A 23,264-nucleotide genomic window follows, 5' to 3' on the forward strand; every position below is an offset into this window, starting at 1 on the left:
AAAATCCTTCTTTGGTAAAGCATAAATACGGAACGAATGTCAACTTACGCATTGGCACCGTTCCGTATATTTATACCCTAAACCCTCGATCTATACCATAAAATCGCAAACATTACTTAAAACCTGCCTGAATTACCACACCAGCTTGCCAAAATCGGCAAACAGTTTGGAATCCGCATGAATGCCGGCCAGCAGCGCCAGACGGGTCGAGCGGACAGCTTCGTCTTCAGCCATAACCATAACCGAATCGAAGAATCCGGTAACGGCTGCTTCGAGTCCCGACAGAATCTGCAGGGCTTCAGCGGCATGTCTGGAAGCAAGGGCTGCGCGGTAAGGCTCATGAATACTCTGCCAGGTCGCGTACAGCTTCTGTTCCGCTTCTTCCTTAAGCAGAGCCGGGTCGATAACTGCACCTTCCGGAGCTTTAGCGGCCAGATTGCTGACACGGGTCAATGAATCCACGGTGATTTTGAAATCAGCCAGATCCGTCACGGCATTCATCAAGGCAAGACTTCTGCTTACTACATCAACGATGTCATCGAATCCTGCGGCAAGCGCTGCATCCACAACATCATAGCGTACATTGTTGTCGGCTAACAGGCGTTTGACACGCAGACCGAAGAACTCGTACAGAGTTATACGCAGTTCAGGTGTGAAATGTTTCTCTGTACGGAAACTTTCATGGACTTCCAGTGCTGCTGCAAAAATCTCCTGCAGACTTAGGCTCAGCTGATGCTCCAGCACGATCTGGACAATACCTGCCGCCTGGCGGCGCAGGGCATACGGGTCCTGGGAGCCGGTTGGAATAATTCCGATGGAGAAGCAGCCGACAATCGTATCGATTTTATCAGCAAGACTGACTACAAGACCTGCCTGTGTAGAAGGAACGGCATCTCCGGAGAAGCGCGGCTGATAATGCTCGAAGACCGCTTTGGACACCTGCTCTGCTTCCCCGGCCTTGCGGGCATAATCCTCACCCATCGTGCCTTGCAGCTCAGGAAACTCACCCACCATCTGGGTCACCAGATCGAATTTGCAAATATCCGCTGTACGGCTCACTTCCGCAGCAGCCTCTGAAGACAGCTCAAGCTTCACAGCCAAGCGGTCAGCGATGGCACGGATGCGGCGCACTTTGTCACCCACACTGCCCAGCTCTTCATGGTAGACGATATTCTCCAGCTTGGCCAGAGCATCGTTAATCTGCAGCTTCTGGTCTTCTTCATAAAAGAATTTGGCATCCGACAAGCGGGCGCGCAGCACCTTCTCGTTCCCCTTGGCGATGACATCCAGCGATACCGCATTCCCGTTACGTACCGTTACGAAGAACGGCAACAGCTTGCCGTCTTCACCAAATACCGGGAAATAACGCTGATGCTCACGCATCGAGGTGATCAGCACCTCCTGCGGAATATTCAGGAAGGCCGGATCAAAGGTACCGAACAGCACTGTCGGCGTCTCTACCAGGAACAGGACCTCTTCCAGCAGATCCTCCTTGATCGCAATCTTCCAGCCCTTCTCTTCCGCAAGCTTATGAATACCGCTTAGAATCAGCTCTTCGCGCTCCTTCACATCCACGAGCACATGCTGGCTGCGCAGAGCTTCAACGTATGCAGCAGGCTCTGCGATCACAGCTTCTTCACCGAGGAAACGGTGGCCACGGCTTACATTGCCCGCCTTAACTCCGGTGATTGTAAGGTCAATGATCTCCTGGCCGAAGAGAGCTACCATCCAGCGGATCGGACGGACGAACTTGAAATCATAAGCGCCCCAGCGCATGTTTTTCGGGAAGGTCATACTGCTCACAATGCCTGCAAGGCCTTCGGAGAGAAGTGAGGCTGTCTCGATGCCGGTGCTGTTCTTAGTCACATAGATATACTCTACGCCTGCCAGTTCCTTGAACGTGAACTGCTCCGGCGTGGCGCCCTGACTGCGGGCAAAGCCCAGTGCCGCCTTGCTCCATTCGCCGCTGGCATCCAGCGCGATTTTGCGTGACGGGCCTTTGACCTCTTCGCTTACATCCTCCTGCCGCTCAGCGGCATCCTTCACCAGTACGGCAAGGCGGCGCGGTGTTGCATATGCGCTAACGCCCTGATGACTGATCCGCGAGGCTTCCAGCCATTTCGCCGTTCTGTCCTTCAGTTGCTCCATCGCCGCCCGGATAAAGCGTGCAGGGATTTCCTCCAGACCGATCTCGAACAGAATATCCTTAGACATGGTCAGCACCTTCTTTCTTCAGCAGCGGGAAGCCCAGCTTCTCGCGTTCCTCCAGATATGTCGCCGCTACGGTGCGGGCCAAATTGCGAACTCTCGTGATGAAGCCTGTGCGTTCCGTTACGCTGATTGCGCCGCGCGCATCCAGCAGGTTGAAGGTATGCGAGCATTTCAGCACGTAATCATACGCCGGGAAAACCAAATGATTCTCCATCGCCCGGCGTGCTTCCTCTTCGTAGGTATTGAACAGAGTGAACAGCATTTTGACATCCGAGACTTCAAAGGTGTAGGTGGAATGCTCAACCTCCGGCTGATGGAATACATCTCCGTACGTCATGCCGTCTACCCACTCCAGGTCAAAGACATTTTCCTTATCCTGAATATAGGAGGCCAGACGCTCCATCCCATAAGTAATTTCCACCGCTACCGGACTTGCTTCAATTCCTCCGACCTGCTGGAAGTAGGTGAACTGGGTAATTTCCATACCATCCAGCCAGACTTCCCAGCCGAGACCCGCGCAGCCCAGGGACGGATTCTCCCAGTTGTCTTCGACAAACCGCACATCATGCAGCAGGGGATCTACGCCAAGTGCCTTCAGACTGTCCAGGTACAGCTCCTGAATATTGTCCGGGGACGGCTTGATAATCACCTGGAACTGGTGATGCTGGTACAGGCGGTTCGGGTTCTCCCCGTAACGGCCGTCGGACGGACGGCGTGAAGGCTCCACATAAGCAACCTTCCACGGCTCCGGACCCAGGGACCGCAAAAAAGTCATAGGGTTCATTGTGCCCGCCCCTTTTTCCGTATCATACGGCTGGACGAGAATACAGTTCTGGGCGGCCCAGAATTGCTGCAGGGTCAGAATCATCTGCTGAAAGTTCATAACTACCGGCTCCTTCGCTTTACAAGTGTGGTACTGCCTCTTGCGTATGACTGGCTCTTGCTGCTGCGCGATGGAGGCGGCACCCGCTTCTATGTACCTGCGGTCTGTGATGGAAGATGATCTCCCGCACAGCCACAAGCCAAAAAGCTCCCGCCCCCATGCCTGATGAACAGACATAGGGACGAGAGCTCAAATATGTTCTCCCGCGGTTCCACCCTACTTGATTACGCAAAAATCACGAAATCCACTTTTCATGCTGCCGCTTCCGTACTCCCGGGTGCCCTGTTCATGAACGTCGTCCCGCCAGGCTTCCACTACCCCCGGCTCGCTGCTGCGACAATACCGCCCACTACTTTCCCGATCCACGCACTCTCTCCAGTTCTGGAGCAAACACGGCAATCTTATAAAAGAAACTGAACTTATAGTAACGGATAATTCGTGATTCGTCAAATATTGTATTTATCAAGCTGGTCCAGGAAGCTCTGGGTCTTCAGTCTGAGTCCCAGCTGCATATCCATGAATCCCCGCATAACGGTCTTCAGCTCCGCACGGGTCTCCGGCTTCACATCCACATTTCCCAGCCTGGTCAGATCCAGCGCCGCGAAGATCCGCAGCAGCTTCAAGGCACGCGGGGAAATCTCCATGGCCGGAGGATCGTTATGCCGGCAACTGCGGCAGAGAACTCCCCCCAGACGGGGACTGATTCTAAGCTCCTCATCCGGCTTGTCCTTGCCGCAGACGATACAGGCATCGAGCTGAGGCCCATAACCGGCAGCTTGCAGCACCTTCATTTCAAATACATTATTGATAATGCCGGGCTCTTTGTCTTCCTCCAGTGCATTCAGGCAGGCGGTCAGCTGGCGGTACCAGAAGCTGCCTGTCTCTTCATCATGCAGCACCCGGTCCAGCAGCTCGCAGGCATAGGATGCATACGCCGCCTTGACCAGATCCTCGCGCAGCGGATGATGGGACTTCGTGATCTCCCCGGCATTGAGTGTTCCCAGTCCGCCGTTGTTACGGAAGAACACGAACTCACCTGTTGTGAACAGCTGGATCAGGGCAGCATGACGGCTTTTGACCTTCTTGGCGCCCCGCACCAGAACCCCTACTTTACCCGCGTTCTCGGTGCAAAGCGTAATAATGGCGTTCCCTTCACCGTAGTCCATGCTGCGGATGACGATCCCTTCCACCCTGTATAGCATGCCTCTTCCCCCAACCACTCGGCAAGCAACCAGTCCTTATTGTGCTTCTTCATCGATGGCCATCTCTTCCTCCGCCGGCAGCGGTCCGCTGCCCTCGGGCGAATCCCCAGCTTCCCTGTACAGCAAATACGCATCGAGATCTCCAGTCATTGCAAAATACTTCCACGAAAAATTCCGCATTCGTATTCATCCTTTCTTCGGAAACACGATGTCTCTTCAGATGTAGGATGTGCGATGCCCCAGGATCTATCCGTGCAATTCCTGCCATGTTGAGGCGGCGTGAGAGGTGATCATTCTTTATGGAAGCCCAAATCCCGCAGGACGCGGTCCTGGTTACGCCAGTCTTTTTTCACCTTCACCCATAATTCCAGGAAAATCTTCGAGCCCAGCAGGTTCTCAATATCCGTCCGCGCCCGGCGTCCGACTTCCTTCAGCAGCGCTCCCTGCTTACCGATAATGATCCCCTTCTGGGAATCGCGCTCAACAAAGATAACCGCCGAAATATGCACAACCCCATTCGGTTCCACGCTCATATCCTCAATCGCCACTGCGATGGAATGCGGCACCTCTTCACGGGTCAGATGCAGAATCTTCTCGCGGATCAGCTCCGCGCAGACGAACTGCTCGGGGTGATCGGTAATCTGGTCGTCCGGGTAATACTGCGGGCCTTCCGGCAGGTATTTCTGCACCTGCTCCAGCAGCGTGTTGACGTTATTGCCCATCTTGGCAGAAATTGGTACGATTTCGGCGAACTCATGCAGCTTGTTGTATTCCGTAATCATCGGCAGCAGCGCTTCCGGCTCAATCTTGTCAATCTTGTTCATGACCAGAATGACCGGGGTCTTAATGCTGCCAAGCTGTTCCGCGATAAAACGGTCGCCGCCGCCCATACCCTCAGAGGCATCCACGAGGAACAATACCGCTTCCACTTCATGCAGAGTGCTCATCGCCGTCTGATTCATGTAATCACCCAGCTTGGATTGTCTTTTATGGATACCCGGTGTGTCCAGGAATACGATCTGTGAGTTATTTGCCGTGTATACTCCGTGAATTTTGTTGCGGGTGGTCTGCGGCTTGTCCGACATAATGGCAATCTTCTGGCCGATTACCTGGTTCATGAGTGTTGATTTGCCTACGTTTGGTCTGCCGATAATGGCGACAAACCCTGATTTGAATTTCATATGATCCTCCTATTTATCTTACAACTTGGTCAAAAGCTTTTCGGTCAAAAGCGTTCACCCTTAAAAGCGTTCACCCTTAAAAGCGTTTCGATCCCCCTAAATCCCCCTTCGCCAAAGGGGACCCCAAGGGCCCCGGCCCTCTGGACACCCGGAACTGGCGTGGGCGCAGCACTTGGCGCGGTAAGAGACTTTGGAAGTATGAGCGCTGTTCGTTCCCTGCGGGAACACGCTTGACTGCGGCGCGGTTGATTGGCGGTGACCAGCATGCGGCGCGGGACAGGGAGCTGTGGAGCACGAGCGCTTTTCGTTCCCTGCGGGAACACGCTTGACTGCGGCGCAGTAAGAAACTGGTTACTTTGAACCAAAAAATCGAACGGCCTTGGTAACTATACACCCGATAACATTTTTTAGTTGTATTTTGTACACTTATTCTGCTCAAAATCAGAGGTTTTTGCAGTTTAGATGTAATTTGTACATCTATTTTCCTCAGCAAAGTCACTTTTGGAAATATACCGTGAATTTAGATGTACATTTTACACTTAAACCTTATTTCACCTATCCTCACGGAAATATAGTTGTACCATATACACTTAAAGCCGGCTCATACGGTATGCATTTACGATCCTGCTACCGTACAGCAACCGTCTTTACAAGCTTGCCGTTTACTCCGGAGCCTGCCCCTGCGTAAGATCCGCAGGACCGAAGGCGCCGGGGAGCAGGTCACGGACCGTAGTCTCCATAATATCGCCCTTCAGGTTGCCGAGAATGACTGGCATATCGGGGCCGCATAGCTCGACCATCACCTGGCGGCAGACGCCGCAAGGCGATACGGGGCCGTCTGTGTCGGCCACGACTGCGATAGCTTTGAAGGTACCGGGCTTATGGCCGTCCGCAATGGCGCGGAACATGGCCGTCCGCTCGCCGCAGTTGGTGGGACCGTAAGCGGCGTTCTCGATGTTGCAGCCGTGGTGGACTTTTCCGTCCTGATCCAGAAGGGCTGCCCCTACCCCGAAGCGGGAATACGGTATATATGCATTGGCTCTTGCCTTGATCGCTTCCTGAAGAAGTAGCGCATAATCCATAATTGTCCTCCTAAAAGTTTTATCAAGCATCCTCTTCATTGAAATCCCTTCGAGATAAAACTCACTTCGTAAGCATAAGCCTAGTTTTATTGAGCAATCCTCTTCATCGAATCCCTTCGAGATAAAACTCGCTTCGTAAGCATATCCTTAGTTTTGGGAGCATGGATCGAAAATATTATCCTAATTAAAGATGACGGAGCGCGCAAAGCGGGTCCGCCTCTTCCACCACCTGAAGTTGTAAACTGATTATGACATAATACCTGTGATCCAGTCCATCACGGGATGATAAAAAACATAGATTCCGGCAATCACGGCAAACACCGCCGTAAGCAGCACGGCGCCTGCGGCGGTATCTTTGGCCTTCTTGGCCAAGGGGTGAACCTCAGGCGAAACCAGATCAATCGTTGCTTCAATCGCCGTGTTCAGCAGCTCGGCTGTCAGCACCAGCGTAATGGCCAGCAGCAGCAGCATCCAGCTTGACAAAGGAAGCCTGAAAACAGCTGCGGCAATCACAACGATAACCGCAAGGCCGCTATGCACCTTCATGTTCAGCTCCGACCGGAATGCTGCCGCAATGCCGTGTGCGGCGAAGCGAAAGGAGTGCCAGAATTTTTTGTGGCCCACCGCCGTATTCTTGACCATTAGCGTGTCAACCCGACCTGAGCCAGAGCCTGCTCCTGCTTGGACATCATTTCGGCCTCAGCCTCCGGCTCCTGATGATCGTAGCCCAGCAAATGCAGGAACCCGTGCACGAACAGGAAGCCCAGCTCCCGCTCCAGCGAATGGCCGTATTCCTCAGCCTGCTCCTGCGCCCGGGTAACCGAGATGATAATATCCCCAAGCACATTCGGTATTTCCTCCAGCTCATCGTCCTCATCTGCCAGGCCGTACCGGATCTCCAGCTCATCTTCTCCGGCTTCATTCATCGCGAAGGAGAGCACATCGGTCGGACGGTCAATGCCGCGGTACTCGAGATTCAGCTCATGAATGCGTTCGTTATTGACGAAGGTCAGATCTACTTCCCCCGAGTCAATCCCTTCTGCTTCCCCTGCTGTCTGCAGAAGCCTCTCCAGCAGTTCGATCAGATCGCCGTTAATTTCATGTTCATCCTGTTCATTGTTCCAAACGACGCTCAGGCTCATTTTTGATGGCCCCTTCCTCTTTTTTGGGCTTGCGCACATCCTCGGGGTATTCAATCCGGGAATGGAATATGCCCATTACCGTCTCTTTCAGTGTCCGCGAAATAATATCCAGCTCCTTGAGCGTCAGGTCGCATTCATCGAACTGATGGTCATCCAGCCGGCTTTTGATAATTTTCTCAATCATGGTCTCGACCTGCACCACGGTTGGCTTGCGGAGCGAACGGACTGCAGCCTCCACACTGTCGGCGATCCCGACAACTGCGGATTCCTTCGACTGCGCCTTCGGGCCGGGATAACGGAAATCCTCCTCCGTGAAGTCCGGCTCTACACCCTTGTCCTCTGCAAGCTTCAATGCCTTATGATAAAAATAATGCAGGAACGTCGTGCCATGATGCTGCTCGGCAATATCGCGGATCGGCTTCGGCAGCTTGTATTCCTTCTGCATCTCCACCCCGTCCCGGGCGTGGGCCACAATGATCGACTTGCTCAGCTTCGGCTCAATCGTATCATGCGGATTCTCCATATTGTTCTGGTTCTCTATGAAATAGAACGGGCGCTTCGTCTTGCCGATGTCATGATAATATGAGCCTACCCGGCACAGCAGGCCGTCCGCACCAATCGCTTCGGCCGCAGCCTCGGACAGATTGCCTACCATCACGCTGTGGTGATAGGTTCCCGGCGTCTCTGTAAGCAGCTTGCGCAGCAGCGGATGGTTCGGGTTAGACAGCTCTACGAGCTTCAGGGCCGACAGAATGCCGAACGTTACCTCGAAGAACGGCATCAATCCGATGACCAGCACTGCAGTAAGCAGCCCCCCGGCAAAGGAGAAGCCCAGAGCATATAACGTATTCGTCTCGTTCCATACGCCGCCGCTCAGCATGGTCAGTATGGCTACGGTCAGGCAGCCGAGCAGAGACACCATAATACCACCCTTCAGCAGCGTTGAGCGCTGTCCGGCGCGGTGCGTCGAGAAGATGGCAACATAACTCACGATTAGGGCAAAGAAGCCGAAGGTGAAATCAAATATCGTATTCTGCTGGACATTCAGCAGGATACTGGCCAGAATGCTGAACAGAATGGAACAGAAATAAGCTAAGGTCATGTCCAGCAGCATGGAGATCAGCATCGCGCCGAGAGCCACAGGTGCCAGATAGCCTATATATGTCCTCACATCCGTTTGCAGGAAGGCCGTCAGCTTCATCATAACGATGGTAATGATAAAGACCAGAACCAGCATAAGCAGCTGGGAGTTATTGTATTTAAAGCCTGAGGCTCCGCCATTGTAGCGGATGAAGGTCATCAGGCCAAAGGACAGCAGTGCAGAGAGCAGCAGCAAGCCGAGCTGCGGCCAGTAATTAATCTCTTTGCTGAGCAGCCCGTTCTCATCCAGCAGCTTATACAGCTCAGGGGTAATCTCCTGATTCTTGGCGACCAGCACATCCCCCTGCTCGATGAATACATCCGGTGTATTCTGACGGGCCTGCACCTTCGCTTCCTTGGTCGCATCCTCGTCATAGAATTTGTTGGCGGTGATCACCAGCCGTACCAGCTCCTGCACCACCTCGCGGGCGGTCCGCTGGCCCAGTGAACTGACACTGACCTGCTCGGCCACTTTGGCGCGCGCGCTCTGGGCGTCGGTAATCTGGTCATTCATCAGCTTCGTGACAATATCCCGGGCCACCGGCTTCATTTCGATGATATCCTGTGAAGTCAGGCGCGGGATCTTGATATAGGTCTCTTCCGGAATGACGTAGGCCTGATCCTTAATGACGGACTGCATCTCATTCAGCAGATGCTCGGAGTAAGTCCCCGCCTTTTGGCTGGCAGCCACAAAATTAAGGATAAAATCATTGGCCCGCCGCGGAATCTCTTCCCGGTAAATCTCAGTCTTTTCACTCTGTGAAATCGTATCATCCTGATTCAGCCCGCCGATCCGGTCCAGCAGCAGAGTTACTAGATTCTCCGCACGGATAGGAATAATGGCATAACGGTTGGTCACATTCTCTGCAGCAGTCTCCTGGGCCTTGAGCTTGGCGTTGGTGTCCAGGATTTGCTTGGGAGCTGTAATCTCCTTGGCACTGCGGGTTCCCTCTTTGATATCATACCTTTTGGGCAGCAGATCAGAGGACAGGCTGAGGTAGAAAACAACCGCGAGTAACAGGAAAAGAGCATAGCGCGACACCGCGCTATACTTCCATCCGCTGCTGCTGTATACAAATCCGCTTAATTTCGATGGTTGCTTTGAGGCCATGAAGACAATCCCCTTTTTTATTGGAGGTTTTCGGCAGAGCGGTCATAGGCAACGATAATTTTCTGCACAAGGGAATGACGGACAACGTCCTGCTCAGCGAAGTAGACAAAGCCAAGCTCCTCAATACCGGAAAGAATCGTTTTGGCTTCGATCAGCCCTGACTTCTTGCCGCGCGGCAAATCGATCTGGGTCACATCGCCCGTGATGACCATCTTGGAGCCGAAGCCCAGACGGGTGAGGAACATTTTCATTTGTTCGGGTGTGGTATTCTGCGCTTCATCAAGGATGATAAAAGCATCCTCCAGCGTACGTCCGCGCATATAGGCAAGCGGTGCAATCTCGATCAGCCCGCGCTCCAGCGCCTTCGCCACCTGATCAGGCCCCATAACGTCGTACAAGGCGTCGTAGAGCGGCCGCAGATACGGATCTACCTTCTCCTGCAAATCTCCCGGGAGGAAGCCCAGGTTCTCCCCGGCCTCTACAGCCGGACGCGTAAGCACGATCCGTTTGACCGAGCCTTCCTTCAGCGCCGTCACCGCGAGGACCACAGCCAGATAGGTCTTGCCGGTGCCCGCCGGACCGATGCCGAAGACGATATCGCGCTTTTTGATGGTGCTCACATAATGCTTCTGGCCAATCGTTTTGACACGGATCGGCTTGCCGCGGAATGTTGTCGTAATCTCGCCCTTGAACAGGTCCAGCAGCTGGTCGGCACGGAAATCCTTCGCCAGCTCCACGGCGTACTGCACATCGCGTTCGCTCAATATATAACCCCCGCGTACGAGTGACAGCAGCACGTTGAAGAGCTGGCCCAGCATGTCCACTTCCCGCTCCGTACCGCGAATCGTAATTTCGGCCTCGCGTGAATTAATAACTGCCGGAATTTCTTTCTCGATGATTTTCAGGAATCCATCCTGCGGGCCGAACAGGGATTGCGCTTCTCCCGCATTGTGCAAAGATATTTGAATGCTTGCAGTCTGTTCTGACAAGTAGCCTCATTCTCCTCAATTGTTTACTATCGGAAGCTCTTCCGCGATTCTCTCTTCCACCTCAAACAGCACTTTCATATAAACTTTACCATTCTCTTTCTTCTCATGCAAAATTTTTTGACTTTTAATGACGCTGTCAGCGCCGTAACGCGCGAAAATATCGCTCTTGGCCCGTGTCAGCCCTTCTGCACGCGCGGCCTCCGGAGTAAGCGCTTCAGTGGTGTATTTAATCTCCAGTTCCTTCTCGGTCATCAGGCCCAGCGGCAGCTGAAAAGAGCGCCACGACAGCATGTCCGGCTCTGAAAGTGTACGTGACTTCGCAAATCCGGAGTCCCCGTAGCCCCACAGTTGAATCGCCCATTTGCCAAGAACGAGATAGGTGCGGTCCTTGCGTTCTCCTGTATACGCACTGCCCGTTCTTTTGAGCGGTACCTCCAGATTATATTCATGCCATACAAGGCCTTTAACCATGCCTTTGGCGACAACGAACTCTGTATTCTCCTCGTCACCCAGCGCACCGGAGATGAGGATGTCCCCTTTTTTAACCCGCGAATTCCGGCTGACCACCGGTCTGCCCTGCTCCGCATAGATTTCGGTCACCACCGCATCGGTCCGGCTGATGAGATGGCGCTGGCTGAGCAGCGGTTTGTTATCCGGGCGGTCAGCTTCGACGACCTGTATGGTAATGCTCGTCCCGTTCCGGTGGAACCCGGCCCAAGTTAAGCCCGGAACCAGGGTGGTCAACTCCCGGGACAGCTCGTCCGACTCCTGCATGCGCCAAATCCACTGAAACGGATAGACGCCCTCCTTGCGTGCGGCTTCCAGGATGTCCTCAGTCGGAATGCGGGTATTCCCTTCAACCTTGACGCTCCAGATCATCGAGGAGAGCAACAGCAGGCCTACACCGAAGATCAGTATACCTGCGGCAAAAAACTTCCGTCTCCACAAGCGCGCGAGGCGAAACGGAAGTCCGTGCCTGGCTGTAACATGCATACGGCAGCCTGTCTTTTTGAGGAGCGGGCGAAGCCGGAAAAAGTCATCCAGCAGCAGATTCAAAGAAGCGCCGTCCCCGGCAGGCCTCACATCCCAGATGATGATGCCCGCTCCAGTTACAGCATTAATGAATTTCTCCACCTGCGGTCCGCTCACATGCAGTGTAACGAACCCCCGCAGTGATGACAGAGGCGGTTCTTTCATGGATTCTCCCCACTTTCCTTATATCTGATTTCACCGATTACTCCAATGACGGCAAGCTCCTGGCCCAGAATATTGCGGATGACCAGTCCTTCACCGGAAATCTCCAGCACCCCTTGGGTTAATGCCAGCCTGAGCTGCTCCGAAGAGAAGTGCAGCACGCCGCGGTGGTTCTCAATATACAGCTCCTTATTGCCGATCAGGGTGATCCGGGGCATCTCCTGCAGCACATCCTGCGGAAGATCCAGTATCCCGTTTGTCCATCCCCGCAGCCTGCGGCCGATACGGGTCATAAGTAGACGCTCCCCCTTCCTGCCTTCTGTACACCTTATGCGGCGGGGCAGCTGTTTATGAGAAGAACTCACACCCTTCTGCCAGGGAAAACAGCAAAAAAGCCTGAATCCCTTCCGGTTAGGGAATGGATTCAGGCTTATGTGCAGTATTACATGTTGCTCGGGAGGCGGTGGCAAGGTCTTAGCGCCGCGTGGAATGCGGCTGGCGGGCACGGGGCGGACCCAGCACCTCCGCCCATACCAGACCGCTGCGCAGCGTGTCAGGGTCGCCTGTGAGCGGATGGACAGCATATGCCGGCGATGCTGCATCTGCGTCCTCCCCGCCTGCGTCGGAGCCCGCAGAAGGGACCGCAGCCGCCATTCCATCGAAGGCAGCCTTCAGCTTCTCCAGCTCTTGCTGCATGCGTTCTGTGCGGGCCTCTACGCTGTCCAGGTCATCGGCCTGTTCCAGAGACACACCTTCGCCTGTCTCATCACCGGGAGCCGGCTGCCCAGCCTCAGCCCATGCTGGCGAAGGCGGGGCCTCCTGAGCATCCGGCGGCGGGGCAGGCTGGTTTGGGGCCGTCCTTGTCCCGGCAGGCGCCGGAAATCCGCTTCCTCGCTGTTCAACGCGTCCGGCCTTCCGGCGGCGGGGCAGCGGATTGCCGATATCTCCTCCGCCGCCGCCAAAGGTAGGCATCCCCCCGCGCGGGGCCTGTTTGTCTTTGCCCTTCTGTTTGTTCAGATTGGTGATGATCGCTATGGCCGCCAGCACCAGGAAATAGATCACGCCGCTCATGGGAGCTCACATCCCTTTATTTGTGGGGCGGACGGCTGCTGTCGTCCCCATCGTTTAGTTTGCCGAGGGAACCGCGCATCTGCGTATCTGCCTCGATGTTTTTAAGATTCATATAATCCATCACACCAAGCTTGCCGGAGCGCAGGGCTTCGGCCATCGCCAGCGGAACCTGGGATTCGGATTCAACGACCAGAGCCTTCATCTCAACCACGCGGGCCTTCATCTCCTGCTCATGGGCAACCGCCATGGCCCGGCGTTCTTCAGCCTTCGCCTGGGCGATGCGCTTATCCGCTTCCGCCTGCTCGGTCTGTAGGTACGCACCAATGTTCTTGCCTACATCCACATCCGCAATATCAATGGACAGAATTTCAAAGGCAGTCCCTGAGTCCAGACCCTTGGATAATACGGTCCGGGAGATGGAATCCGGATTCTCAAGCACATCCTTATGCGAATTACTGGAGCCAACTGTGGTTACAATCCCCTCGCCGACACGGGCAATAATCGTCTCTTCGCCCGCACCCCCGACCAGCCGGTCGATATTGGCCCGCACCGTTACCCGTGCCTTGACCTTGACTTCAATCCCGTTCTTGGCTACAGCCGCAACAATCGGCGTCTCAATGACACGCGGGTTAACGCTCATCTGAACCGCCAGCAGCACATCGCGTCCGGCCAGATCGATGGCAGCGGCACGTGTGAATTCCAGCGGAATATCCGCTCTCTGGGCAGCAATCAGCGCGTTCACTACACGGTCCACATTCCCTCCGGCCAGATAATGGCTCTCCAGCTGATTGATATTCAGCCCCAGCCCGGCCTTGGTCGCCTTAATCAGCGGATTGACAATCCGGCTCGGTGTTACCCGGCGCAGACGCATCGCTACCAGCGTGATAATGCTGATTTTGACCCCGGAGGCCCAGGCAGATACCCACAGCATTACCGGGAAGAAGCTGAAGAAGACGCTTAGAACAACAATCACGGCTACCGCGATCAGCAAAAAAGTAATCATAGATGCTTCTAACATACGCTTACCTACCTCCGATATTTTGATAGACAAAAATTATTTCGCAGCTTCCTTCACTACCACACGGCCGCCCTCAACCTTCACCACGGACACGGCCGTCTGCGCCTCGATGAACCCGCCTTCTGTCACCACATCTATCCGTTCGCCGCCAAAGGTGGCGGTTCCGGCCGGACGCAGCGGGGTTACACTAATGCCGGAGGCCCCGATCAGACGCAGCTTCTCCGGGACAGGCACGAATCCCTTCTCTCTGGTAAGGCTATCCTGAAGGATGAACCGGTTCCAGATTCCCCGCTCCTTGAAGACTACGGCTACAATCACAATAACCACAGCCGCCGCCGAAAAAGCAATACCAAGGCTGAAAAGGGCATGTGTAAAGCTGTAAGCAGCCCTTACAACACCCGCTACCAGACTGATGGACCCGAGGATTCCCAGAATACCGAAGCTCGGCACGAACAGCTCCAGAATCAGCATCACCAGTCCCAGAATGAACAGCAGCAGCGTCTCCGCCCCGGCGAAGCCGGCCACATAGTTGCCGAAGAAGTAGAGGGCAAATGCCAGCGTACCGACAATTCCGGGCACCCCAAAGCCGGGCACCAGCAGCTCGATGAACACACCGGCTATGCCCACAAAGAGCAGAATCGTCATGACTACCGGATGAGTCAGAAATTGCGACATTTTCTCCGCACCGGTATGCTCAATGCGAAAAATGTCGTCTGTCGAGTAGCCCAGCCAGGTAATCGCCTCCTGCTCTGTTCCAGCAATCCGGTCGGCGTAACCGGCCTGAAGCGCCTCATTGCTGCTCAGAGCGATAATCTCGCCAGCCTGCTTGTTCACACCCAGCTCCGGGCGGTTAACTACCAGATGGACATCCATCATGCCGGCCGCCACTTCAGGATCACGCCCATTCAGCGTGGCAGCCCCGATCATTTTGGATTTCCAATAGGATACCATCTTGGCATCTTCCACGCTCTTCCCGTTCATGTCCACCAGCGAAGCGGCCCCTATCATGCTGCCCGGCTTCATGATAATGGCGTCCGCGCTCAGCGCAATGTAGCTGCCTGCGGAAGCGGCGTTGCCTTTGATATAGGCTACTACCGGGATCTTGCTGTCTCTGACCAGAGTGCCGATTCGTTCGGCAGAATCCACCCGTCCTCCAGGTGTATCGATCTCCAGAACAATCAGAACTGCGCCGTAATTCGCCGCTTCCTGAAAGCCCCGTTCCAGAAAGCTCTGCAGACCCCGCTCAATCTCCTGATCCACCGGAATAATGAAGACGGGTCCGTTGACCACTGTACCTGAGGCCGCTCCCGGTGCGCGGACCGCTTCATTATCCGCCTGAACCGTCCCCGCCAATGGCAGGAACAGAAGAACCATTAAGGCCGCGATACAGGAAAATATGATGGTGCGTAACTTATTCAAGCCTGCGCCCCCCTTTTGTACGTGAACCATTTGCATTCTCAACTTATCATTGTATGTAAGTCTGCATATAATTCTTAGTATACCTTATACGCAGGTCTATCCAAAAAGCTCCACATAATGAAAAACACCCCTTATAAAAGGGGTGCTAGCGTTATATTATTGCAGAAACTGCTGAACCGCCTGGTTCACAAGTTTACCATCGGCGCGACCTTTGACCTTAGGCATCAGTGCGCTCATCACCTTACCCATTTCACTTTTCGAAGAAGCACCGGTTTCCTGGATGGTCTGTTGTACAATTACTTTAATTTCTTCTTCGGTAAGCTGCTCGGGAAGATATTTAATGATAATCTCGATTTCTGCCTTAGTACTCGCGGCAAGCTCATCGCGACCCGCTGCTTCAAATTCTTGGAGGGCATCTTTGCGCTGTTTGATCTCACGACTAAGGATATCAAGCACTTCGTTGTCGTCTAATGTTCTCTTCAAATCTATTTCAAGATACTTTATTGTAGAACGAACCATTCGAATGGTGGAGAGTGTGAACTTGTCCTTACTCTTCATCGCTTGCTTCATATCTTCGTTCAATCGTTCGCTAAGATTCATGCGTGGGTAATCCTCCTAAAACTTTCTCTTACGAGCAGCCTCAGACTTCTTCTTGCGCTTTACGCTTGGCTTCTCATAATGCTTGCGTTTCTTCACCTCAGCCAAGACACCATCCTTAGCAATGGAACGTTTAAAGCGACGAAGTGCAGCATCAATTGTCTCGTTTTTGCGAACTTTCGTTTCAGACACCAGTTTTCCCTCCCTCCGACCAGACCGTCCAAGAGCATAACAACACGGTTCATCACCTTTCATTATAGGTCAAACCTAAATAAGGTGTCAACCTTCGCGTTATTCTTTTTTTAGCCGGGCTGTACATAGTTGCATTGCTTAATTAGGCATGAGAACTGGAGTTCCCCGTAAGGGCACCAAGCTTGGCTCCACCCAGCAGATGATAATGCAGATGCGGCACTGCCATCCCGCTGTCCGGACCGCAATTATTAATCAGCCGGTAGCCGGTATCGGCAATTCCGAGCTCTGCAGCAAGCTGCTGTGCTACGGCATGAATCTCGCCAATCAGCGGCAGATCCTCAGGCGTAACCTCGTTCATAGAAGCGATGTATTTCTTCGGGATAATCAGCACATGCACAGGGGCGGCAGGCTCAATATCGTGGAACGCCAGAATCCGCTCATTCTCGAACACCTTTTTGGACGGGATTACACCTTCGATAATTTTGCTGAATACAGTTTCCATACCACGCTTCCTCCCAAAAAATTTGTAATGCAGAAGCTTGCATCCGGCACTTTCCGCAGCAGAGGCTGAGATAACAGACACGAACCTAACTCTTATTCGTACAACGGCCACCCGCTACTCATAGGAGATGATCCGTCAATACAGCTAGAGCTCTGCGGGGCGCACACGCCTGAAGATCATCGGGCTTCCGGCCTGATCGGCTTCGCGACAAATTTCAATTTATGGAACTAATCATACAGGATGTTGAGCAATTACGAAAGGCGGAAGGCTACATTCTGGTGAAATCAGATGTTCGGCGCGGCTTATGCTGGGATTGTGAGGGAAAGTGAGCAGGCGGCGATGTATGGGGGAGCTGGGGTGGGAGCAGCAAGGAGTATGGGAGCAGGTAAACAGGCAGGGATCAGGGAATAGAGGTCAGGATATCAGGTGGGAGCGGATCAGGGGAGCAGGGGTGGAAGTGTCACGCGAACAGAGCGTTAATATCAGGGGCAGGGAGTGGAGGATCACAATAACAGGGGGTGTAGGTAGGGCAGACTGTATTATAACAGGGTGGCGGCACAATAAATTCGGTTTATCGTGTACATTTGGTCAACAAACACCTCAACAGCCATATTGTGTTCGGTTTTACGCATACGTTTTGTTCGATTGCCTTAAAGGAGGGTGCTCCCTCCTTGGGGTAGGACCGTTGCTAGTTTTGAGCGTGGACCCAAAAAAAGACAAAAAAAAGAAACACCCTTCACAGCTCATATGAGCTGCTTCGGCGGCGGACGTATGAGAAGGAGTTCATTCCCTGTCATACGTCCGCCGAGGTGTTTCAAATAATGTCGGCTTAGCTGTATTATAACAGGGGGTTGGAGGTGTATCTGTGATTCTCATCACAACCAACCCCGTCTTTCACATTTTTTCCAAAAGAATGGTTGAACCCCCGCCGCCCTGCTCTGCAGGAACCACAATCAGCTTGCGCGGCAGGCGGGCCCGAAGCTCAGGAACATGGCTGATGATGCCCACAGACAATTGGTCATTATGCAGTCTCTCCAGTGAAGTGATAACGGTGTCGAGCAGATCCGGGTCCAGGGTGCCAAAGCCCTCATCCAGGAAAAAGAATTGCAGCGGGTATTGTCCGCGCAGCTGAATCTGGGCTGACAGGGCAAGCGCCAGCGACAGGGAGGTCAGGAAGGTCTCTCCCCCGGATAACGTGGACACAGGACGTCTAACGCCGCCGTTCCCGTCATCCCGGATGACGAATCCCCCGCCTGAATCCACCTCCAATGCATAACGCTGCTTGCTCAGGAACCGCAGACGCTGTGACGCAGCCTGGCATACCTGCATCAGCTGCTCCTCTGCAATATACTCCACAAAGGCGTTGCCGCGCAGTACGGTCTGCAGCTTGGATAAACGCTCCTGCATCGCCGCATGTCCGGCCCGCTTGTCCTCCAGCTCTACCCAGCGGATATGGCGCTGCTGCAGATCCTCCAGATCCCGTTCTGCCCGTGCACGGGCCTGAAGCGAGGCTTCGTCCTCCTCTTTGCACCTCAGCAGCGTTTCCTGGCTCTCCTGCCATTCTTCGCTGCTGAGCACAGCTCCAGCCAGCTTCTCTTCAATACTCCGCAGCTGCAGCAGGCACTCCGCCTCTTCTTCGCGGTAGGACTTCACACGTTCGACAGCTTCTGCCCGTTCTCCGGTCTCCAGCGATGAGGCCTCCACTTCTGCGGCCGAAGCGAACGGCGAAGACTGCAGACTCTCCTCCCACTGGGCGGCGGCGGCGGTATAATGCTCCTGCGCCGATTCTGCCGCCTGGCGGGCTACCGCAGCTTCACGGGTCTGCTGCTGCGCCTTGTCTGCTGCCCGGCGGTGTTCCTGCCGGCTGCGCTCCAGCGCAGTCTGCAGCTCCAGCAATCTGCGTTCACACCCGGCCAGCAGTTCCCCGGCAGGCCGGCCGCCGGTCCCTTCGCGAAGGCGCTGCTCTTTATCGCGGGCAAGCGCCTCTTTGCCTTCAAGCTGCGCATCCCACTGCGCCAGCTCCTTGTCCAGCCCGGCCAGTTGCTCGTTCAGCGTCTGCACGGCGAGGCTTTTCTCGTCCAGGAACTTGACACTGATCTCCAGCCGGCTGCGGATCTCCTCGGCGCGTTCATCCTTGCCAAGCATCTCCTGATACGTTCTCTCCGCTTCCTCCGGGGCAAGCTCCGGGAAGAGACGGCTCCATTCCTCCCTTAGCTTGCTGGCTGAAGCAGCCAGCTCCTCTGCCTTGGCAGACAGTCCCTGCAGCCAGGTCTTCTCCGCTTCGGCACCTGCCGCTTCCTTGTGATAGACCTGTTCCAGCTCCTGCAGGGAACGCTGCCAGTCTGAGGCTGCACGGCGCAGCTCTGCGGAGCGGCCTCGCAGTGCGGCCAGCTGATCATTCAAGGCAGACAACCGCCCATCCAGCGCGGATAAGGCTTGTTCATCCGGAAGCTGCGCGGTTACCATGGAGTCGTGAGACTCTGAGGCCGAGGTGATTAAAGAATCAGGTTCGGCGTGGAAGCCGGAACTGTCCAGAGAGTCAGATGCTGTATAAGAGCCGAAACTGCTTGGGAACTTGGAAGCCTCAAGAGACTCCGAAGTGTTTAAGGAATCTGAAGCGGTGTGAGACTCGGAATTGCTGAGAGTGACAGATCCGGCATCCGAACCGGAACTGCTTGAGAGCTTGGGTGCGGGTGCGGCGTAGGAAGTAATGCTTGCCGTCTTGTCCGCAGCCGCCTCTGCCCCGGCGGCGCCAGCGGCGCCAGCGGCGGACTGGTGCAGCGCCTCTTCGGACGCGGCTCCCGCTAGCCCAGCGAGCCACGAGCTGTCCTGCTCCAGCAGGCTGCGCAGCAGATGGCGCGTCTCCAGCGCCTGCCGGGCCTGAGCGCGGACATGGCGGAGCCTATTGTCCAGCTCCCCAGGGTCCCCCTGCTTCTGAACAAGCGCAGGGGAGGGGTGATGCTCGCTGCCGCATACCGGGCAGGGAACACCTTCCTGGAGTTCACCGGCGAGTGCCTGCGAGAGCCGGTGAACCTCCTGCTCCTTCAGCGCAGCCTCCAGCGCGCTGATGTGCCCCTCCAGGCGGCCGGCAGCGTCTCCCGCTGCCCCTTCGGCCGTCCGCAGCTCTTCCTGGTGCAGGGCGGCGGCGGCCAGCAGCTCCCCGCGCCCGGCATCCAGCGCCTGCCGCCGGGACCCGGCGGCAGCCAGCCGCACTTCCGCCGCTGCGAGCACCGCCGCGCGGCTCTGGCGCTCACGTTCTGCCGATTCCCGCTGGGCCTCGGCAGAACGCAGTCCCTGCAGTCTCTGCATGGCTTCCTGCAGAGACTGCCGCTCCTGGGAGCGGACCGCCAGTGGCTGCAGGCTCTGCTGCAGCTCGTGCTGTTTCTTTTGGCCGCGGGCCAAAAGCTCACGCTCCCGGGCCAGGCTCTCCCGCCCGGCGGCCAGGCCCCGGGCGGCTTCCTCGCGGCGCACCTGCAGCGCCGCCCGCTCGCTGTGCAGTGCGCCGAGCTCGGCCTCCAGCTCGAGCGCGCGCCGGTACCGGCCCTCCTCCTCGCGGAGGGCCGGCTCGCCTGCGGACAGCGCGGCCTGGGCCGCTGCTTCCGCTTCCGCCCCGGCTGCCGCCTCCTGCACGGCGGCGGCGGCCAAGGCCTCAAGGCCCCCGGCGCGTGCCGCCCGGGCCTTCCAGGCCTCCTCCGCGCTGCGCCAGGCCTTCAGCGCGGGCAATCTTCGCTCGGCCTCGTCCGCCTTGCCGAGCTTCTGCTCCAGGAGGAGGATCTGCTCCTCCTGGGCCAGCAGAGCCTGCCGCTGCGACTCGCGGCGGGCCCGTTCCTCCTGCAGCTCGCGGATACGGGCGAAGCGCTCGGCGCGCTCCACAGCCTCCGTGAGTCGCCCCCGGCAATCCGCCGCATGACGGATCGCCTCCTGCACACGGACGGCGGCCGCTTCCACATCTGCCTTGCCCGCGCTGCCCAGCCCCTGCTGCTCGGCCTCCAGAGCGCGCAGTGCCGCCTCGTTCTCCTTGACGCGGCGGCTCAGCTTCAGTGCCAGCCCGTCGCCGTACTGTTCCAGATGGAACAGACGCTGGAGCATCTGCCTGCGGTCCACGCCCCGCAGCGACAGGAACTCGGCGAATTTGCCCTGCGGCAGCACAACGGCCCGGGTGAAGTCATCCATCTTCAGCCCGATGTGCTCTTCGACACAGCGCGTAACATCCGCCAGCTTGTCGGCCATCACAAGATCCCCGTCCGCCTTGACCTCGATGAACCGGCTGATCGTATTGCTGACCGACTGCTCCCCGGTGCGTTTGAACTTCCGTTCTACGCGATAGCGACGCGTCCCGGAAGAGGAGTTCAGCTCGAAGGTGAAGGCCACGCTGAGCTGGTCCTCGGAATGGTTCATAATCCCTTGGGTTCCGTTCACGGCGCGCTCCACTTTGCCGTACATCGCCAGTGTAATCGCGTCCAGCAGACTGGATTTGCCGCTGCCCGTCGGACCGAAGATCCCGAACAGCCCCGTCTCGGTCAGGCTGGAAAAATCAATCTCCTGCTCCGCCCGGTAACTCTGCAGCCCGGATAATTTCAACAGAATCGGCTTCAATTCAGTTCTCCTCCCCTTCGACAGCTTCGGTCCGCTCTTCTTCCGCCAGCTCCAGGAACAGCTCAATTAGGCTGTCATCCGGCTCCGCACCGCCGGTCTGGCGCTGATAGAACCTGCGGAACAGCTCCTGTACCGGCATGCGGGAGCGGGACATCTCTTCCAGCTCCTGCTCCATCTGCGGATAGATTGGCCGGATATGGACGATGCCTTCCCGTGACTTGCGCAGCCGCTGGATATCATTCATGGACATGGCCTCGGTCAGCCGCAGCTCCAGATCAATGAATGCTCCTTCATCCCTGCCCTCATCCAGCCAGCCATAGACCTCCTGCAATCCGCCCGCAGACCTCCAGTTCACCAGCGGCCGCCCGCAGGAGAGATAGATCTCCTCGAACACCGGCTCCCCACCGGGTGCAACATCAATCATGGCCACCGACTTGGCCTGGCCTGCCTCAGAGAAGCTGTATGCCAGCGGGGAGCCGCTATAGCGGATCATCCCCTCGCCCTTGACCCGCTGGGCGCGGTGAAGATGTCCGAGTGCCGTATACTGCGCTCCGCAAGAGAGTGCCGAAGGATCAACGGTATACGCACCGCCGACCTGGATCGGCCGTTCGGAGTCACTCTCCACGCCGCCCAGCACATAGATATGGCTCATCGCCAGATTGACGGTCTGCGGGGTGAACTCGCGCCCGAGCAGGTTCATCAGCCGCCCCACCCGGGCGCTGTAAGCCAGCCTCAGCTCAGCCTCCCCGCTATCCCCCGCGAGCAGCTCGCCGAGACGGGCTTCGGAGGGGTAAGGGAGCGCAGCGATTTTGGCAACCTCGCCGGTTCTGGCAGCATGTACCGTGACCGGTTCCGAAGTCGGCATTCCGACGAGCGTAATCCCTTGTCTGCGGACAAGCGGGGACACGGAAGCTACGCGCTCCGGCTGGTCGTGATTGCCCGAAATAACCACCAGCGGACGGCCGCCTGCCGTCAGTCTGGCCGCCGCGTCATAGAACAGCTGCTCTGCCGCAGCCGGAGGATTGACTGAATCATAGACATCCCCCGCCATCAGAATCAGATCCGCCCCGGAGGAGTCGGCTATCATAACCAGCTCATCCACGAACTGCTCCTGCTCCTTCTGCCGGCTTCGGCCCTCCAGCGTCCGCCCCAGATGCCAGTCTCCCGTATGCAATATGCGCATTTCCGCCCTCTTTTCCCCGCCTGTCTGCGGCAATTATAGATTCAAAGAATGTATGCTGTTTTTCACATACATTCGGTTCATACGCCTGCGCGCAAGCACAATGTATGCTGTTTTTCGCATATATTCGGACCATTCACCTGCGTGCGAGCACCATGTATACTGTTTTTCACATACATTCGGTTCATATGCCTGCGCGCAAGCACAATGTATGCTGTTTTTCGCATATATTCGGACCATTCACCTGCGTGCAAGCACCATGTATGTTGTTTTTTAGATACACTCGGGCCATATGTCGCTGTTCCAGCCGGTTCATTCGGCTTATAGCATACATTCAGCCTTTAACCGATGAGATTAGATACACTCTTGCTCTTCCCGGCGATCCTTCAGCCACATTCAGCCAGCAAAGCCACTCTACGAATCATTCATAGAACTCTTATCCATAAATATCATTTCAGTCGACAGCCAACGCACTTCAGACCGCAAGCATGTATTAGTCTAAAATACCGCGTAGCACCCTAGATCCGCCTCATCCTCATCCGCTGCAGCTACCG

At 55.8% G+C, this 23,264-nt stretch carries 20 protein-coding genes; all 20 read right to left on the bottom strand.

Annotated features, from left to right (window positions below; all coding sequences use genetic code 11):
• Positions 1–132: 132 nt before the first annotated feature.
• Positions 133–2,214, bottom strand: coding sequence for a glycine--tRNA ligase subunit beta (gene glyS / locus NST26_RS24175; protein ID WP_339250258.1), 2,082 nt, complete (start codon positions 2,212–2,214; stop codon positions 133–135).
• On the bottom strand, positions 2,207–3,094 hold the full coding sequence (gene glyQ / locus NST26_RS24180; protein ID WP_036724333.1) for a glycine--tRNA ligase subunit alpha: 888 nt from the start codon (positions 3,092–3,094) through the stop codon (positions 2,207–2,209). Before glyQ ends, glyS begins: the two co-directional genes overlap by 8 nt.
• 446 nt (positions 3,095–3,540) lie before the next feature.
• Positions 3,541–4,296: a DNA repair protein RecO gene (gene recO, locus NST26_RS24185; RefSeq protein WP_036724335.1), complete on the bottom strand. Its 756-nt coding sequence runs from the start codon at positions 4,294–4,296 to the stop codon at positions 3,541–3,543.
• Between the two features lie 36 nt (positions 4,297–4,332).
• Entirely contained in the window at positions 4,333–4,476 is a 144-nt protein-coding gene (locus NST26_RS24190; protein WP_076075837.1) for a YqzL family protein, read from the bottom strand.
• 110 nt (positions 4,477–4,586) lie between these two features.
• Positions 4,587–5,477, bottom strand: a complete 891-nt coding sequence (gene era / locus NST26_RS24195; protein WP_036724337.1) for a GTPase Era — start codon at positions 5,475–5,477, stop codon at positions 4,587–4,589.
• A 662-nt stretch (positions 5,478–6,139) separates the two neighbouring features.
• Positions 6,140–6,559: a cytidine deaminase gene (locus NST26_RS24200; protein ID WP_076075831.1), complete on the bottom strand. Its 420-nt coding sequence runs from the start codon at positions 6,557–6,559 to the stop codon at positions 6,140–6,142.
• A 246-nt stretch (positions 6,560–6,805) separates the two neighbouring features.
• Positions 6,806–7,201 carry a diacylglycerol kinase family protein gene (locus NST26_RS24205; protein WP_036724339.1) on the bottom strand — a complete coding sequence of 132 codons (396 nt, stop codon included), beginning with the start codon at positions 7,199–7,201 and terminating at the stop codon, positions 6,806–6,808.
• Positions 7,201–7,701: an rRNA maturation RNase YbeY gene (ybeY, locus tag NST26_RS24210; protein ID WP_339250260.1), complete on the bottom strand. Its 501-nt coding sequence runs from the start codon at positions 7,699–7,701 to the stop codon at positions 7,201–7,203. Before ybeY ends, NST26_RS24205 begins: the two co-directional genes overlap by 1 nt.
• Complete coding sequence (locus NST26_RS24215; protein ID WP_339250261.1) at positions 7,673–9,952, bottom strand: HD family phosphohydrolase; 2,280 nt, start codon at positions 9,950–9,952, stop codon at positions 7,673–7,675. Before NST26_RS24215 ends, ybeY begins: the two co-directional genes overlap by 29 nt.
• A gap of 17 nt (positions 9,953–9,969) precedes the next feature.
• Entirely contained in the window at positions 9,970–10,941 is a 972-nt protein-coding gene (locus NST26_RS24220; protein WP_036690294.1) for a PhoH family protein, read from the bottom strand.
• 15 nt (positions 10,942–10,956) lie between these two features.
• A complete protein-coding gene (gene yqfD / locus NST26_RS24225) occupies positions 10,957–12,138 on the bottom strand; it encodes a sporulation protein YqfD (protein ID WP_340979939.1) in 1,182 nt (393 codons plus the stop codon).
• On the bottom strand, positions 12,135–12,428 hold the full coding sequence (gene yqfC, locus NST26_RS24230) for a sporulation protein YqfC (RefSeq protein WP_209872075.1): 294 nt from the start codon (positions 12,426–12,428) through the stop codon (positions 12,135–12,137). The genes yqfD and yqfC overlap by 4 nt, the downstream gene beginning before the upstream one ends.
• Before the next feature lie 181 nt (positions 12,429–12,609).
• Positions 12,610–13,206, bottom strand: coding sequence for a hypothetical protein (locus NST26_RS24235; protein ID WP_340979940.1), 597 nt, complete (start codon positions 13,204–13,206; stop codon positions 12,610–12,612).
• 16 nt (positions 13,207–13,222) lie between these two features.
• Positions 13,223–14,224 (bottom strand): flotillin-like protein FloA, encoded by a 1,002-nt coding sequence (gene floA / locus NST26_RS24240; RefSeq protein WP_036724346.1) that lies wholly within the window; start codon positions 14,222–14,224, stop codon positions 13,223–13,225.
• A 36-nt stretch (positions 14,225–14,260) separates the two neighbouring features.
• Positions 14,261–15,598, bottom strand: a complete 1,338-nt coding sequence (locus NST26_RS24245) for an NfeD family protein (RefSeq protein ID WP_339257590.1) — start codon at positions 15,596–15,598, stop codon at positions 14,261–14,263.
• A gap of 201 nt (positions 15,599–15,799) precedes the next feature.
• A complete protein-coding gene (locus NST26_RS24250; RefSeq protein WP_036724349.1) occupies positions 15,800–16,243 on the bottom strand; it encodes a GatB/YqeY domain-containing protein in 444 nt (147 codons plus the stop codon).
• 15 nt (positions 16,244–16,258) lie between these two features.
• Positions 16,259–16,432, bottom strand: coding sequence for a 30S ribosomal protein S21 (gene rpsU, locus NST26_RS24255; RefSeq protein WP_005547957.1), 174 nt, complete (start codon positions 16,430–16,432; stop codon positions 16,259–16,261).
• Positions 16,433–16,574: 142 nt separating this feature from the next.
• Positions 16,575–16,934 carry a histidine triad nucleotide-binding protein gene (locus tag NST26_RS24260; RefSeq protein WP_076075810.1) on the bottom strand — a complete coding sequence of 120 codons (360 nt, stop codon included), beginning with the start codon at positions 16,932–16,934 and terminating at the stop codon, positions 16,575–16,577.
• An 894-nt stretch (positions 16,935–17,828) separates the two neighbouring features.
• The gene (locus NST26_RS24265; protein WP_340979941.1) at positions 17,829–21,530 is read right to left on the bottom strand and encodes an AAA family ATPase; all 3,702 of its coding nucleotides are present in this window, start codon (positions 21,528–21,530) and stop codon (positions 17,829–17,831) included.
• A gap of 1 nt (position 21,531) precedes the next feature.
• On the bottom strand, positions 21,532–22,713 hold the full coding sequence (locus NST26_RS24270; protein ID WP_340979942.1) for an exonuclease SbcCD subunit D: 1,182 nt from the start codon (positions 22,711–22,713) through the stop codon (positions 21,532–21,534).
• Positions 22,714–23,264 lie beyond the last annotated feature (551 nt).

It is taken from the genome of Paenibacillus sp. FSL R7-0128 (assembly GCF_038002245.1).
Taxonomy (GTDB): Bacteria; Bacillota; Bacilli; order Paenibacillales; family Paenibacillaceae; genus Paenibacillus_AQ; species Paenibacillus_AQ silagei.

Bases quoted from the DNA above. Each gene is read 5' to 3' on its own strand.
- glyS (WP_339250258.1), bottom strand. From the start codon at position 2,214: ATGTCTAAGGATATTCTGTTCGAGATCGGTCTGGAGGAAATCCCTGCA.
- glyQ (WP_036724333.1), bottom strand. From the start codon at position 3,094: ATGAACTTTCAGCAGATGATTCTGACCCTGCAGCAATTCTGGGCCGCC.
- recO (WP_036724335.1), bottom strand. From the start codon at position 4,296: ATGCTATACAGGGTGGAAGGGATCGTCATCCGCAGCATGGACTACGGT.
- NST26_RS24190 (WP_076075837.1), bottom strand. From the start codon at position 4,476: ATGCGGAATTTTTCGTGGAAGTATTTTGCAATGACTGGAGATCTCGAT.
- era (WP_036724337.1), bottom strand. From the start codon at position 5,477: ATGAAATTCAAATCAGGGTTTGTCGCCATTATCGGCAGACCAAACGTA.
- NST26_RS24200 (WP_076075831.1), bottom strand. From the start codon at position 6,559: ATGGATTATGCGCTACTTCTTCAGGAAGCGATCAAGGCAAGAGCCAAT.
- NST26_RS24205 (WP_036724339.1), bottom strand. From the start codon at position 7,201: ATGGTCAAGAATACGGCGGTGGGCCACAAAAAATTCTGGCACTCCTTT.
- ybeY (WP_339250260.1), bottom strand. From the start codon at position 7,701: ATGAGCCTGAGCGTCGTTTGGAACAATGAACAGGATGAACATGAAATT.
- NST26_RS24215 (WP_339250261.1), bottom strand. From the start codon at position 9,952: ATGGCCTCAAAGCAACCATCGAAATTAAGCGGATTTGTATACAGCAGC.
- yqfD (WP_340979939.1), bottom strand. From the start codon at position 12,138: ATGAAAGAACCGCCTCTGTCATCACTGCGGGGGTTCGTTACACTGCAT.
- yqfC (WP_209872075.1), bottom strand. From the start codon at position 12,428: ATGACCCGTATCGGCCGCAGGCTGCGGGGATGGACAAACGGGATACTG.
- NST26_RS24235 (WP_340979940.1), bottom strand. From the start codon at position 13,206: ATGAGCGGCGTGATCTATTTCCTGGTGCTGGCGGCCATAGCGATCATC.
- floA (WP_036724346.1), bottom strand. From the start codon at position 14,224: ATGTTAGAAGCATCTATGATTACTTTTTTGCTGATCGCGGTAGCCGTG.
- NST26_RS24245 (WP_339257590.1), bottom strand. From the start codon at position 15,598: ATGGTTCTTCTGTTCCTGCCATTGGCGGGGACGGTTCAGGCGGATAAT.
- NST26_RS24250 (WP_036724349.1), bottom strand. From the start codon at position 16,243: ATGAATCTTAGCGAACGATTGAACGAAGATATGAAGCAAGCGATGAAG.
- NST26_RS24260 (WP_076075810.1), bottom strand. From the start codon at position 16,934: ATGGAAACTGTATTCAGCAAAATTATCGAAGGTGTAATCCCGTCCAAA.
- NST26_RS24270 (WP_340979942.1), bottom strand. From the start codon at position 22,713: ATGCGCATATTGCATACGGGAGACTGGCATCTGGGGCGGACGCTGGAG.